The sequence below is a fragment of the Tsukamurella pulmonis genome, assembly GCF_900103175.1.
GTDB lineage: Bacteria > Actinomycetota > Actinomycetes > Mycobacteriales > Mycobacteriaceae > Tsukamurella > Tsukamurella pulmonis.
In genome coordinates this window covers 4,411,888-4,425,973 of record NZ_FNLF01000002.1, presented here as the reverse complement: position 1 = coordinate 4,425,973, position 14,086 = coordinate 4,411,888, and the positions used below count along the sequence as shown (strand labels likewise).

At 72.1% G+C, this 14,086-nt stretch carries 10 protein-coding genes; 7 read left to right on the top strand and 3 right to left on the bottom strand.

Going from position 1 to position 14,086, the window contains the following annotated elements; genetic code table 11:
• Positions 1–26 precede the first annotated feature (26 nt).
• Positions 27–1,871: a phosphoenolpyruvate carboxykinase (GTP) gene (locus tag BLQ62_RS21815; RefSeq protein WP_068564016.1), complete on the top strand. Its 1,845-nt coding sequence runs from the start codon at positions 27–29 to the stop codon at positions 1,869–1,871.
• Between the two features lie 86 nt (positions 1,872–1,957).
• On the opposite strand, the gene BLQ62_RS21810 is transcribed toward BLQ62_RS21815, so the two are convergent.
• Positions 1,958–3,109 carry an FAD-dependent monooxygenase gene (locus BLQ62_RS21810; RefSeq protein ID WP_068564018.1) on the bottom strand — a complete coding sequence of 384 codons (1,152 nt, stop codon included), beginning with the start codon at positions 3,107–3,109 and terminating at the stop codon, positions 1,958–1,960.
• Positions 3,110–3,274: 165 nt separating this feature from the next.
• Here BLQ62_RS21810 and BLQ62_RS21805 point away from each other — a divergent pair, with 165 nt between their 5' ends.
• Complete coding sequence (locus BLQ62_RS21805) at positions 3,275–3,805, top strand: FAS1-like dehydratase domain-containing protein (protein WP_082756262.1); 531 nt, start codon at positions 3,275–3,277, stop codon at positions 3,803–3,805.
• Between the two features lie 2 nt (positions 3,806–3,807).
• Here the strand turns inward: BLQ62_RS21805 and eccA are convergent, their stop codons facing one another.
• Together eccA and BLQ62_RS21795 are read right to left on the bottom strand one after the other, a co-directional pair.
• The gene (gene eccA, locus BLQ62_RS21800; protein WP_068564022.1) at positions 3,808–5,487 is read right to left on the bottom strand and encodes a type VII secretion AAA-ATPase EccA; all 1,680 of its coding nucleotides are present in this window, start codon (positions 5,485–5,487) and stop codon (positions 3,808–3,810) included.
• A 56-nt stretch (positions 5,488–5,543) separates the two neighbouring features.
• Complete coding sequence (locus BLQ62_RS21795) at positions 5,544–6,026, bottom strand: hypothetical protein (RefSeq protein WP_068530924.1); 483 nt, start codon at positions 6,024–6,026, stop codon at positions 5,544–5,546.
• A gap of 105 nt (positions 6,027–6,131) precedes the next feature.
• On the opposite strand from BLQ62_RS21795, the gene BLQ62_RS21790 reads away from it, so the two are divergent.
• The 5 genes from BLQ62_RS21790 (at position 6,132) to BLQ62_RS21770 (ending at position 14,069) form a co-directional block, all read left to right on the top strand.
• Complete coding sequence (locus tag BLQ62_RS21790) at positions 6,132–6,902, top strand: ABC transporter ATP-binding protein (protein ID WP_068530927.1); 771 nt, start codon at positions 6,132–6,134, stop codon at positions 6,900–6,902.
• Positions 6,899–9,475 (top strand): FtsX-like permease family protein, encoded by a 2,577-nt coding sequence (locus BLQ62_RS21785; protein WP_082756264.1) that lies wholly within the window; start codon positions 6,899–6,901, stop codon positions 9,473–9,475. The genes BLQ62_RS21790 and BLQ62_RS21785 overlap by 4 nt, the downstream gene beginning before the upstream one ends.
• 150 nt (positions 9,476–9,625) lie before the next feature.
• Positions 9,626–10,666, top strand: a complete 1,041-nt coding sequence (locus BLQ62_RS21780; protein WP_068564028.1) for an NAD(P)/FAD-dependent oxidoreductase — start codon at positions 9,626–9,628, stop codon at positions 10,664–10,666.
• Complete coding sequence (locus tag BLQ62_RS21775; RefSeq protein WP_068564651.1) at positions 10,663–11,547, top strand: RNA polymerase sigma-70 factor; 885 nt, start codon at positions 10,663–10,665, stop codon at positions 11,545–11,547. Before BLQ62_RS21780 ends, BLQ62_RS21775 begins: the two co-directional genes overlap by 4 nt.
• A 371-nt stretch (positions 11,548–11,918) precedes the next feature.
• Entirely contained in the window at positions 11,919–14,069 is a 2,151-nt protein-coding gene (locus BLQ62_RS21770; RefSeq protein WP_068564030.1) for a magnesium transporter MgtE N-terminal domain-containing protein, read from the top strand.
• Positions 14,070–14,086: the final 17 nt, after the last annotated feature.

Below are 14,086 nucleotides of genomic sequence, written 5' to 3'. Positions count from 1 at the left end.
CTTACGGCGACTTTCGGAGATGACACATGACGTCAGCCACCATTCCCGGTCTCGAGGGGGATTCGATCCCCACGAAGCACGCGCAGCTCATCGAGTGGGTGCGTGAGGTCGCCGAGCTCACGCAGCCCGATCGCGTGGTGTGGGCGGACGGGTCCGACGCGGAGTGGGACCGGCTGACCTCGGAGATGGTCGCCGCCGGCACGTTCACCAAGCTCAACGACGCGAAGAAGCCGAACTCCTTCCTCGCCCTCTCGGACCCGGCGGACGTGGCGCGCGTCGAGTCGCGCACCTACATCTGTTCGGAGACCAAGGAGGGCGCGGGCCCCACGAACAACTGGGTCCGTCCCGCCGAGATGCGCGCGACGATGACCGACCTCTACCGCGGCTCGATGCAGGGCCGCACCATGTACGTGGTGCCCTTCTGCATGGGCCCGCTGGGCGCCGACGATCCGAAGCTGGGCGTCGAGCTCACCGACAGCCCGTACGTCGTGGTCTCGATGAAGATCATGACCCGCATGGGCACCGCGGTGCTGGACAAGCTGGGCGACGAGGGCTTCTTCGTCAAGGCCATCCACTCCGTGGGCAAGCCGCTCGCGCCCGGCGAGGCCGACGTGCCGTGGCCCTGCAGCGAGACCAAGTACATCACCCACTTCCCCGAGACCCGCGAGATCTGGTCGTACGGCTCGGGTTACGGCGGCAACGCCCTGCTCGGCAAGAAGTGCTACGCGCTGCGCATCGCCTCGGCCATGGCGCACGACGAGGGCTGGCTCGCCGAGCACATGCTGATCCTCAAGCTGATCTCGCCGGAGGACAAGGTCTACTACATCGCGGCGGCGTTCCCGTCGGCCTGCGGTAAGACCAACCTCGCGATGATCCAGCCGACCCTGCCGGGCTGGCGCGCCGAGACCGTCGGCGACGACATCGCCTGGATGCGCTTCGGCAAGGACGGCCGCCTGTACGCGGTGAACCCCGAGTTCGGCTTCTTCGGCGTCGCCCCCGGCACGTCGATGGACTCGAACCCGAACGCGATGAAGACCATCGACGCCGGCAACACCATCTTCACCAACGTCGCCAAGACCGACGACGGCGACGTGTGGTGGGAGGGCATGTCCGCCGCCCCGCAGCACCTCACCGACTGGCGCGGCGACGACTGGGAGAGCTCCTCCGCCGAGAACGAGGACGGCGTCGTCACCGTCGCCGCGCACCCGAACTCGCGGTACACCACCCCGATGTCGCAGTGCCCGTCGATCGCCCCCGAGTGGGACGACCCGCAGGGCGTGCCGATCTCGGCCATCCTCTTCGGCGGTCGCCGCAAGACGACGGTGCCGCTGGTCACGCAGGCGCGCGACTGGAAGCACGGCGTCTTCATGGGCGCGACCGTCGGCTCGGAGCAGACCGCCGCCGCCGAGGGCAAGGTGGGCACCGTCCGCCGCGACCCGATGGCGATGCTGCCCTTCCTGGGCTACAACGTGGGCGACTACTTCGATCACTGGCTCAACATCGGCAAGCAGGCCGACGAGTCCAAGCTGCCCGAGGTGTTCTACGTCAACTGGTTCCGCCGCGGCGAGGACAAGCGCTTCCTGTGGCCCGGATTCGGCGAGAACAGCCGCGTGCTCAAGTGGATCGTCGATCGCATCGAGGGCAACGCGGTCGGCAAGGAGACCCCGGTCGGCATCGTCGCCACGCCGGAGGAGCTCGACCTCACCGGCCTGGACACCCCGATCGAGGACGTCGCCGAGGCGCTGGCCGTGAACGTCGACGAGTGGCGCAACGAGCTGCCGTCGATCGACGAGTGGTTCGAGTTCGTCGGCGACAAGCTGCCCACCGGCCTCAAGGACGAGCTGGACGCGCTCAAGCAGCGCCTGGGCTGATCATCTGACGCGACACGGCGGCCGCTCCCGGATTCCGGGGGCGGCCGCCGTCGTCGTCCCGGTCCGCGGCCGCGGGCCGGGGCGCGTCAGTCGGGCGGCGACCAGCGCTGGGCGCGCCGGAAGATCCGGTCGGTCGCCAGGTTCGGCGCCGCGCGCATGGCGAGATCGCGGCCGCTGACGACGGCGGGCGTCGGCCACTGCAGCGCCGCGCCCAGCAGGTACGCCTGCCGCGCGAGGGACTGGGTCCGCGGCCGGCGGGCCTTGTCGTAGGCGGCGAGTTTCGTCGGGATGTCGCGCGGATCGGGGTCGCGCGCCAGCGGGCGCAGCAGCGAGACCAGCACGGCAGCGTCCTCGAGGGCGAGGTTCGCGCCCTGCCCCAGGGTGGGCGGCATGGCGTGCGCGGCATCGCCCACCAGCGCCGCGCGGCCCCGGGCGTAGGTGCGCAGCGGGTGCGCGAGGCGCTCGATCGGCTGGTAGCCGATGCGCCGGGGATCGGTCGCGGCGAGGATCTCCGGGATCGGCCCGCGCCAGTCGCCGTAGCGCTCCACCAGCTCCTCGGGCTCGGGCGGGGTGTCGTCGGGGGAGGGGCGCACCGCGAACCAGTACACCCGCCCGTCGCGCAGGGCGCTGTACCCGAAGCGCTCGCCCCGGCCCAGGGTCTCGCCCGCGTCGGGCAGCTCGACGGGGGTGTCGGTGATCCCGCGCCAGGCGCCGTATCCGCAGTACGCGGCGCCCGGATCGCCGGCGTGGCTGCCGCGCACGCGGCTGCGGATGCCGTCGGCGCCGATCAGCACGTGCCAGTCCTCGAGGATCCCGCTCGGCCCCAGGTCCAGCGTCTCGCGGCTGAGCCCCTCGACCCGGATCCCGGGCCGGACGGTGTCGGGCGCGAGGCCCCGCAGCAGCGCCCGGTGCAGTTCGGTGCGGTCGACGACCCGCAGCGCGGCGACGGTGGCCGGGGAGACGGTCGCCAGCCGGGTGCCGTCGGGCCGCCAGGTGCCGTACGGCACGGACGGCGGACCGTCGGCGACGATCTCGCGCACCCGCTCCTCGAGACCGAGCGAACGGAGGGCGGCGAAACCGTTCGCGAACAGCGACAGGCCCGAGCCGCGGGGGAGGAAGCGGGCGGCCTGTTCGAGGACGATCACCTCGGCGCCGGCGCGCTGCAGTCCGGAGGCCGCGGCCAGGCCTCCGATCCCGGCGCCGACGACGGCGACGCGCAGCGAGTTCGACCTCCACATGCCTCCGACGCTAGTAGCCCGAGCGCGTCCTGTCATCGACTGTGGGCCGCGTGACATGCGGTGTTGTCACAGGGATGGGTTGAGTTTGGGATCGCACGCGAGCACCGGCTATCCTGAAACGTCCCTCAATCGTCGAACGAGGGCAAGAGCCCTCGAGGAGTGACCGTGGCCGTCGCCGACGACTGGGAATTGTGGTTCCCCAACGCTTACGAGATCGGCGCCGAATCGGTCCGGTCCTTCGCCCGCGCTACTCGCAACTGGCACGTGCCCTACGCGACCAGCCGCCAGATCCCCGCCGACGTGGCGGTCCCCGCCACGATGCTCGGCGCCCCCATGCTGCAGGCCGCGTCGGCCGTCGTGGGCAAGGCGATCCCCGGGTGCAACCTGGCCGCGATCATGCACGCCGGGCAGTCCTTCAGCTACCTGCACCCGCTGCACGTGGGCGACGTGCTCAGCCTCGGCGTGCGGCTCGCCTCGCACATCGTCAAGGCGGAGACCGACCTCATCGTCGTCGAGTGCATGGTCTACGCGAACGAGCGGCCCTGCCTGGGCGGGGAGATCTTCCTGGTGCACAGCCAGCGCGAGACGGGCATCGACTTCGAGGCCGCCGACCGGCTGGCCGACGAGGTGATGATGACCGGTACGGGCCCGTCGAACAGCGACGCCTACGCCGCGAACGTGGCCGCCTCGATCTAGGGCTACACCGCCGCCCCGAGCACCCCGTCGAGCGCCCGCGCCATGTCGGCCGCCTCGATCCGCATGAGCACGGATTCGTCGACGTCGGCCAGGTCGAGGCCGGAATCGGCGAGCCGCAGCTCGCGCTCCTCCTCCGCCGCCTCGATGACGTTGCGCACGAAGCGGCCGTTGCCGAGCCGGTCCAGCCGGTCGACGATGCCGGCGCAGGAGGCCTCCAGCACCTCCGCCGCCGCGCCCGTGAGCAGCGCGTCGCGGGAGCGGGCCATCGCGGCGCCGATCTCGGCGAGCTCGCCCGGGCTGTAGCCGGGGAACCGGATGCGGCGCGCGAACCGCGAGGCCAGGCCCTCGTTGGAACCGAGGAAGCGGTCGATCTCGGCGTCGTAGCCGGCGACGATCACCACGAGCCGGTCCCGGTCGTTCTCCATCCGGGCGAGCAGCGTGTCGATCGCCTCCTGCCCGAACGCGTCGCCGCCCGTCAGGCCCTCCTGCACCAGCGTGTAGGCCTCGTCGATGAACAGCACCCCGTCGAGCGCGGAATCGATCACCGCGCTGGTCTTCTGGGCGGTGGCGCCCAGGTACTGGCCCACCAGATCGCGCCGGGAGCACTCGACGACGGTGTCGGTCGCCAGCAGTCCCAGGCCGCGGTACATCCGCGCGACGATGCGCGCCACCGTCGTCTTGCCGGTGCCGGGCGGGCCGGTGAAGGCGAGGTGCAGGGAGCGGCTGCCGCTGCTGAGCCCGCGGTCGGCGCGCACCTTGGCCAGCTGCATCGTGGTCCGCAGGCGCGTGACCTGCTCCTTGACCTCCCGCAACCCCACCTGCCGCTCCAGTTCCTCGGCGGCCGCGGCGAGCAGGTCCTCGGCGGCGTCGGTCGTCTCCGCGGTGGAGTCGGGCGCGTCCGGCGCGTCGAGCACGAGGCGGTGGCTCGGGTCGCGCAGCGCCGCCTCGGCCGGCGGGTAGGACGGTGCCGCCCGTTCCAGCAGCTCGCGGGCGCGCTCCTCGTCGCCCTGTTCGCGCAGCACCAGCGCGTGGCAGTAGCGGGCGGCGGCGGCAGCGCCGGGCACCGGGCCCTCGGCCGCGCCGGTCAGCAGGCGCGTGGCCTCGGCGAAGCGGCCCAGCTGCGCGGCGGCCGATCCGGCGATGGTGGCGGCCGCGGCGGCGAGCACGGCGTCGTCCCAGCTCGCGTGCCCGTCGAGCGCGGTCAGGGCGTCCTGCCACCGTCGGGTGCGGGCGGCGGTGACGGCGCGCTGGTACCGCTCGACGGGGCACTGCGGCGCGGCGTCGAGGACGCGCTCGGCCTCCTCCGGCGCACCGTCGGCCAGCAGGCGGGCGGCGTAGGCGGCGTGCGCGGTGACGGGGTCGCGCAGCGGATGGTCGACGTACAGGCCGGTGGCGAAGACGGAGCTCAGCGCGCCCGGCGCGAGGCCGACGCGGCGCGCGACGGCGCCGATCGCGTCGGCGTGACGGTGCAGCGCGGCGAGCACCTCGGCGGTGTTCTCCCCGGCGGCGGCGCGGCCCATCCAGGCGTCGGCCATGGCCGGATCGGCGGCGGTGGCGGCCTCGAAGGCGCGCCGGGCCAGCGCGGTGTCGCGCGGCATCGCCTCGAACTCGCCGATCCCGATGCCGAGCGCGGCGACGCCGGCGCGGAAGGCCTGCAGGGCCTGCAACGCGGAAGTGGTCATTTCATCCCCCCGGACGACGAGGATCCCCCGATCCTCAGCGACCACCGTAGCGGCGCTCAGCGCGCGAGGAGGGCGATCTCGCGGATCTCGGCCAGATCGGGGCCGTACTCGGGCGACGACCAGAACCGCAGCCGCCACACGTCCTCGCCCTCGCCGGCGTGCCGGGCGGCGGCCTCCACCTCGTAGAAGCCGCGGGCCATGGGGAATTCGAGCACCGGGCCGGGGCCGTCGGGTCCGGGCGAGAACCATTCGACCGAGCCGGACGTGTCCACGCACAGCTGGGTGTGCAGCACCGTGTCCCACTCGCCGTCGTCGTCGGGACGGGCGTCCCAGTGCTCGAGCTCCACCGGCATCGCGGTCTGCGCGCGCGACGGTGACGCGAAGCCCGCCGTCGCACGGTTGGTCGCGGCGCCGTGCACCGTGACGGCGGCCAGCAGGTCGTCGGGGACGCGGTGCCCGAAGCAGCTGCCGAAGAACTTGCCGTCGCGCAGGTCGAGCACGCCCGCCAGTTGCGTGAGGATCCGAGGTTCGAGGCGCATCGGTCCATTCTGACCGATCCCGCCCGAACCCATCCGGGGTGTCCGTTTCGGCGACGGGGATCGCCCCGATGCCGCAGGTGGCGAGATTCTGGCATTCTCGACTGCATGACACAGACTCCGGCCGCTCCGGCAATCCCCGCGACGGTCGCCGCGCGCGCCGTCGAGGTCACGAAGGTCTACGGCGAGGGCGAGAGCGTGGTGCACGCGCTCGCCGGCGTCACCGTCGACTTCCGGGCGGGGGAGTTCACCGCGATCATGGGCCCGTCGGGCTCGGGCAAGTCCACGCTGATGCACTGCCTCGCGGGGCTCGACGCGGCCTCGGGCGGGTCGGTCCAGGTGGGCGGCACGGAGCTGACCTCGCTGAGCGACAAGGAGATCACGCAGCTGCGGCGCGACCGCATCGGCTTCGTCTTCCAGAGCTTCAACCTCGTGCCCACCCTCACGGCCATCGAGAACATCACGCTGCCGCTCGACATCGCCGGGCGCAAGCCCGATCAGCAGTGGCTCGACACCGTGGTCGACCGGCTGGGGCTGCGACCGCGGCTGGGCCACCGCCCCACGGAGCTCTCCGGCGGGCAGCAGCAGCGCGTGGCCTGCGCCCGCGCCCTGGTCGGGCGACCCGAGATCATCTTCGGCGACGAGCCCACGGGCAACCTCGATTCGCGCTCCGGTGCCGAGGTGCTCTCCATCCTGCGCGCCGCGGTGGACGACTACCACCAGACCGTCGTGATCGTCACGCACGATCCGCGCGCCGCCTCCTACGCCGACCGGGTGGTCTTCCTCGCCGACGGCCGCATCGTCGACGAGATGCGCCGCCCGACGGCGGAGCGGGTGCTGGAGAAGATGATCCACCTCGACGAGCTCGTCGCCCGCTGATGGCGAACCCGATGCGCCGGGTGGCGCTGCGGAACCTCTTGGCGCACAAGGGGCGCCTCGTCCTGACGGTGCTCTCCGTGCTGCTCGGCACCTCCTTCATCGCCGGCTCGATGGTCTTCACCGGCACGCTGTCGAAGGCCTTCGACGGGATCTCCGACAAGATCGCCGTCGGCGTGGACGCGCGGATCTCGCCCGAGAACGCCCAGGGGCAGGGCGGATTCGGTCCGTCGGGGCCGGGCGTGCCGCTCTCGGTGGCCGACCAGGTGCGGTCGGTGCCGGGCGTGCGCGTGGTGGTCCCCGCGATCACGGGCACCATCGCCCTGCGCGACGGCGACGGCGAGGTCGTCTCGCCCACCGGCGCGCCCCAGGTGGGCGGCGCGTACCTGCCGCCGGGCGAGAACCTCGACCCCGAGGGCCTGAAGATCACCGCCGGGCGGGCACCGTCGGGCCCGAACGAGATGGTGCTCAACGAATCCGCCTCTGAGCGGCTGAAGCTGCCGGTGGGCGCGAAGACCACCATCGTCGCGCCGCATTCGCCCGGGCCGGTGGACGTCACGGTGGTCGGCGTCTACACGGTCTCCACCGACTCCGGCGGCTACCTGGGTGCGCTGTTCGCGAAGGACGAGGCCCAGAAGCTCTTCGGCGACGGTGCCACCGCCCCGTACCTCGAGGTGGGCGCCGCGTCCGGTACGTCGCCGGAGCAACTGCGCACCGCCCTCGCCGAGCGGCTCCCGGACCTGAACGTGCAGACCGGCGACGAGGTCCGGCAGGAGTTCGAGGACACGATCAACCAGGGCCTGAGCTTCCTGAACTACTTCCTCGTCGCCTTCGGCCTGATCGGGCTGCTGGTGGGCGTCTTCATCATCTACAACACCTTCTCGATGCTCGTCGCGCAGCGGCTCTCCGAGCTCGCGCTGCTGCGCGCGATCGGCGCCGGCCGCGGCCAGGTGCGCAACTCGGTGGTGCTGGAGGCGCTCGTCGTGGGTGTGGTCGGCAGCGCGCTCGGCCTCGCCGTCGGCATCGGCCTCGCGGTGCTGCTGCGGGCCGGTGTCACGGCCGCGGGCGCGGGCTTCCCCGACGGGGGCCTCGCCGTCAGCCCGTCCGTGGTGATCACCGTGATGGTGGTGGGCACCGTGGTCACGGTGATCTCGGCGCTGATTCCCGCGGTGCGGGCCTCGCGCGTGCCGCCCGTCGCGGCCATGCGCGCGCAGGACGGCGGCTCGGCGCAGTCGGTGATGGTGCGCGGCGCGATCGGCGCGGGCCTGCTGTTGTGCTCCCTGGCGCTGCTCTTCGTGGCCACCACCGAGGTCGGCTCCACCGCGGCGATCGAGGTCGGCGTCGCCGGCTTCGGCCTCATCCTCGCGATCGTGATCGGCGGCCCGGCGCTGGTGGCGCCGCTGCTCGGCGGCATCGGCAAGGTCATCGCCGCGCCCTTCGGCCCGGCCGGCCGGCTGGGCCGCACCAACGTGATGCGCAACCCGCAGCGCACCACCGCCACGGCGTTCGCGCTGGTGATCGGTGTCGCGCTGGTCGGCGTCATCGGCACGCTCGGCGCGTCCATGCAGAAGTCGATCGACGCCCAGGTCGACAAGGGCATCCGCTCGGACCTGCTGCTGCAGGCGCCGTCGCTGGGCATGCCGCCCGCGGCGCTCACGGCGATCGAGGACGTGCCGGGCATCGGCGCCAAGACCATCCTCTACGGCGTCCCGGTGCGGGTGGGCGGCGATCGGCTCTCGGCGCTCGGCGTCGACGGCGACGTCACCGCGGCGTTCAACCTCACCCGCACCTCCGGCGAGCTGACGCTGCGGCCCGGCGGGATGCTGGTCGACGACCGCACCGCGCGCGAACGCGGCTGGGAGGTGGGCTCGCCCGTCGAACCGGTGTCCGCGGTCGGCTCCGCGAAGACCCCGCTCACGGTGACCGGCATCTACTCGACGGACGGCGGCTCGCTGTCCGGGCCGGTGATCACGGCGGCCGACATGAACGCGCTCTACCCGCCCGCGAGCGGCGCCACCGCCCCGCTGGTCACCCCGCAGTCGGTGTTCATCAACGCCGCCGACGGGACCGCGGTCGCCGATCTCAAGGAGCGGCTGCGGGAGGCGGTCAAGCCGCTGCTGGTGGTCAACGTCGACGACCAGGACGATCTCAAGGACCAAGCGGGACAGGCGATCACGGCCCTGATGGGCGTGCTCTACGGGCTGCTCGGCCTCGCGGTGGTGATCGCGATCCTCGGCATCGTCAACACGCTCGCACTCTCGGTGGTGGAGCGGCGGCGCGAGATCGGCATGCTCCGCGCCATCGGCCTGATCCGCTCGCAGGTGCGCCGCTCGATCTACCTCGAGTCCATGCTCATCGCGGTCTTCGGCGCGGCGCTGGGACTGGTGCTCGGCGTGCTGCTGGGTGTCTCGCTCGTGCACGCCCTGCGCGACGAGGGCCTCGGCTCCGTGGTGGTGCCCTGGTCCACGGTGGTGGTGATGCTGGTGGCGTCCGCGTTCGTCGGCGTCGGCGCGGCCATCCTGCCGGCGATCCGCGCCGCCCGCACGCCCCCGCTGGCGGCGATCGCCGAGGGCTGAGCGCCTCCCGAAATTCGGGCTCTGCGGGGCTCCGCGACAGGATCCGACCGCGGAGCCCCGCAGAACCCGAATTTCGGAAGGCGTGTCACAGATCGGTGGCGGCCGGTGTCCTGTGTGCGGAAGAGTTGGTCAACGCAGGAGGACACAATCATGAAGGTCGTCGTGATCGGCGCGGGCTACGCGGGCACCATCGCCGCGAACCGGCTGGTGAAGAAGGCGGACGCGGAGGTGACCGTCGTGAACCCGAGGGCGGAGTTCGTCGAGCGGGTGCGGCTGCACGAGCACATCGCCGGTAGTGGCACCGCCGTCACCCCGCTGACCGAGATGCTCGACCCGCGGATCCGGCTCGTCGTCGGCGCGGTGGACACGATCGGTGACGGCACGGTGCTGCTCGCCGACGGCACCTCGCTCCCGTTCGACCGCGCGATCTACGCCGCGGGCGGGGCGCCGACGGCACCGTCGGGCACCCACGTGGTGGGCACGATCGAGACCGCGGAGCGCGCGCGGCAGGCGCTCGCCGGCCTGCCCGACGGGGCGGCCGTCACCGTCGTGGGCGGCGGCCTGACGGGCATCGAGACCGCGGCCGAAGTCGCGGAATCCCGTCCGGGCCTGCGGGTCCGGCTGCTCAGCGACGGTGAGGTCGGGGCGTCGCTCGGGGCCGGCGCGCGGGCGCGGGTGCGGCGCGACCTCGACCGCCTCGGGGTCGTCGTCGAGCGCGGGCGCTACGCCGGGGACGACGGTGCCGACCTCGTCCTGTGGGCGGTCGCGACGCAGGTCAGCGATCTGGCGGCGCGCAGCGGGCTCGCAGTCGACGCCGTCAGCCGCGTCGTCGTGGACGAGTTCCTGCGCAGCGTCTCGGATCCGCGGATCACGGCGGTCGGCGACGGCGCCGCCGTGCCCGGCGCGCGGTTGAGCTGCCAGACCGCGCTGCCGCAGGGCGCGCACGGCGCCGACAACGTCGCGCGCGAACTGGCGGGCGCGCCGATGAAGGCCTACTCCATGGGCTACATCGGGCAGAACGTCTCGATCGGCCGGCGCAGCGCCGTGATCCAGGCGGCGCGCCGCGACGACACCCCCACCCGCATCCGGTTCGGCGGCCGGCCGGCGGCGCTGTTCAAGGAGCTCGTGTGTCGCGGGGCCAAGGGCGGCGCCAGGACCGCCCGCTACGCCTGGCTGCCGGCGCCGCGATGACCGCCGAGGAGCTCTTCGCCGAGCATCGCCCGCTGCTGTTCTCCGTGGCCTACGAGATCCTCGGCAGCGTGGCCGACACGGAGGACGTGCTGCAGGAGAGCTACCTGCGCTGGCGCGCGGTGGACCCGGGCACCGTCGACCATCCGCGGGCGTACCTGGCGCGCATCGTCACCCGGCAGGCGCTCAACGCGCTGCGGGCGGCGTCGCGGCGGCGCGAGGAGTACGTCGGGCCGTGGCTGCCGGAGCCGCTGGAGGCACCGTCGGGCGACGGGCCGGCCGAGCACGTCCTCACCGGCGAGGCGGTGACCACCGCGATGCTGCTGGTACTGGAGTCGCTCACGCCCACCGAGCGGGCGGTGTTCGTGCTCCGCGAGGTCTTCGACTTCGGCTATCCCGAGATCGCCGCGGCCGTCGGCAAGAGCGAGGCGACGGTGCGCCAGACCGCGCACCGGGCGCGGGGGCACGTGCGCGCCCGCCGACCGCGGGAGGTGGTCGATCCCGCCGTGGCGCAGGGCGTCGCCGAGAGGTTCCTCGCCGCCGCGTCGACCGGGGATGTGCAGTCGCTGATGGATCTCCTGGCGCCCGACGTGGTGTACGTCGGCGACGGCGGCGGCGTGAAGTCCGCCGCCCGGCGGCCCGTCCTCGGCGCCGACCGGGTCGCGCGGATGATGATCGGAACCCTCCGCAAGTCGGCCGACTTCGGCGAGATGACCGTGCGCTTCGCCGTCTACAACGGCATGCCGGCGGTGGTCGTGGCCTTCGACGGTGCCGTCGACCTGGTGCTGTGCGTGGAGGTCGACGGTGCCGCGGTGACGGGCGTGTACGTGGTCCGCAATCCTGAGAAACTCGCCGGAGTTCGGCCTCCCGCTGCACTTTCGTGAACTGTGGAAACTAACTGTGCAGTGGTACAGGTCAGTCCGTTCACTTAGTGGTGTGCGTTCGGTCTGCACACCGCGGTGGTCAGGGCTTTCCTGCGAGGCTGACGAATCGGGTTAATCGGACTGACGCGCCGTTACCGAAATGTGGTCTGGCCTGCGCTTTTAGCGTCGCAGCGATGTAGATCACGAATAGGTCTCGGTTGTGTTTCGGATCACTCGAAGTACTACAGAGTAGGCGCAGGCGGTGGTTACCTTCGCGGTGGTTGAAGGCAACCGAAGTTCGTTTGACTATTGGGTGCTTTTCCAGCCCGTCCGCGCGCTCTCACCCCACAGCTCGCGCGCGCCGTTACGACACACCTCCCAGGAGAAGACCGATGCGTGAAGCAGTCCTGCGCGACAGCGCCGTCATGCGCGAGAGCGCCCCGTTCAGCTGGAACCGGACGGGGGTGGTCACCAAGGCGATGGCCGCGACCGTCCTCGCGGGTTCGCTGACCCTCGCCACCGTGCCGGCCATGGACTTCTCCGTCCCCAAGCCCGCGCAGATCCTCGCCGTCCCGGCCGCCGCCGCGCCGCTGCGCATGGACGTCGAGCTGACCAGCATCATCGACTGGATGTCCCCGCAGACGATCGCCAGCATGTTGGAGGACACCGATTCGAAGAAGCTCGCCGACGCCATGGCGTTGACGAACCCGGCGAAGGTCGCCGACATCATGTCGCGCATGGACCCGGCGAAGACCGCCAAGATCCTCGAGGCGATGCCCGCCGACAAGGTCGTCGCGATCATGAACGCGATGGACGAGAAGAAGCTCACCGCCATCGTCAACGGCCTGCCGCAGAACAAGCTCAACACCATCGTCGCCGGGCTGTCGCAGGACAAGCTCAACGCCGTGGTCAAGGCGATCCCCGAGGCGAAGCTCATCGAGGTCGTCAAGAGCCTCGACGACGCCCAGCTCGGCAAGATCGTCGGTGCCCTGGACACGCAGCGCCTCGCCACCATCGTCGCCGGCCTGCCGCAGGACAAGCTCAAGGACCTCGTCGGCAGCATCCCGACCGAGGTCCTCGGCCCGGTCGTGGGCGGCCTGCCCTCCGACAAGCTCGGTGGCCTGGTCGGCGCGATCCCGGTGAGCGTGCTGGGCGCCGTCGTCGCGGCGCTGCCGGCGTCGACCATCGCCGAGCTCGTCGGCAGCATCCCGCAGGACAAGCTGACCGAGGTCATCGGCACCGTCGACCCGGCCAAGATCGGCCCGGCCGTCGCCGCACTGCCCGCCGAGAAGCTCGCCGCCCTGGTCGGCTACATCCCCACCGACAAGCTCGCCGCGGTGGTCGCCACCTTCGACGAGCAGAAGCTCGGCGAACTCGTCAATGCGATCCCGGTGGAGAAGCTCGCCCCCGTGGTCGGCGCGCTGCCGGCGGACAAGCTCACCGAGCTGGTCAAGGGCATCCCCACCGAGAAGCTCATCACCGTGGTCTCGAACCTCGACGATGCGACCCTCACCGAGCTGGTCAACGGCATCCCGGTCGAGAAGCTCGGCCCGATCGTCGCGAGCCTGCCCTCGGAGAAGCTGATCAAGCTGGTCGGCGCCATCCCGACCGAGAAGCTCAAGGAGATCGTCGGCGGCCTGCCGGACGACAAGCTCCTCGGCATCATGGACGGCCAGCTCATCGGCCGCGTGGTCTCGCTCATCGTCGCGAACCTGGGCACCCCCGAGGGGATCGCCAAGATCCCGGACCTGCTCACCGGTGTGGTCGGCGGCGCGGTCGCCGGCGGCGCGCAGCTCATCCCGAACCTGATCGCGAACATCCCGCTGGTCGGCCCGATCGTCGCCGGCCCGGTCTCGTTCGTCGCGAACACCGTGGTCGTGCCGGCCGTGAACTTCGGTCTGAGCCTGCTCGAGCCGGTGCTCTCGCTGGTCACCACCGTGATCTCGCTGCCGCTCACGCTGGCCAACTCGGTCATCAGCGGTGGCGGGCTGACCTCGATGTTCGGCGAGCTGACCAAGGGCTTCGAGGGCCTGATCGGCACCGACGCCGCGAAGTCCCTGGACGAGACCGCCAAGGCGCTGAGCGGCGACGTCGAGACGAAGACCGCCGCCCTCTCCTCTGTGGGCGAGGACGCGGACGGCGAGAACGGCGTCGTGGGGGCGGAGAGTGCGGACGATACCGCCGCATACGTCGGCAAGCACCGGACCGCCGAGCCGACCGACGCCCCGGCGGAGGGTGAGGCCGGTGCCGAGGGCACCGTCGGCGGCGGCACGTCCGGCGCTGAGGACGGCGCTCCCACCGGCGAGACCGCGCCCACCGGCGAGGAGAAGACGGTTCCTACCGAGGGCACCGTCGAGGAGCAGGCTCCGGCCGCCGGCGCGGAGACCACCGCCGAGGCGCCCGCCGCCGATGCCCCCGCCGCCGACGCTCCTGCCGACGCGCCCGCTGCCGACGCTCCTGCTGCCGACGCTCCGGCGAACGAGGCGCCCGCCGGCGAGGACGCCTCTGCCGACGACGCCGGCTCGGAGGCCGACGCCGCCTGACCCGCTGCACCACCGTT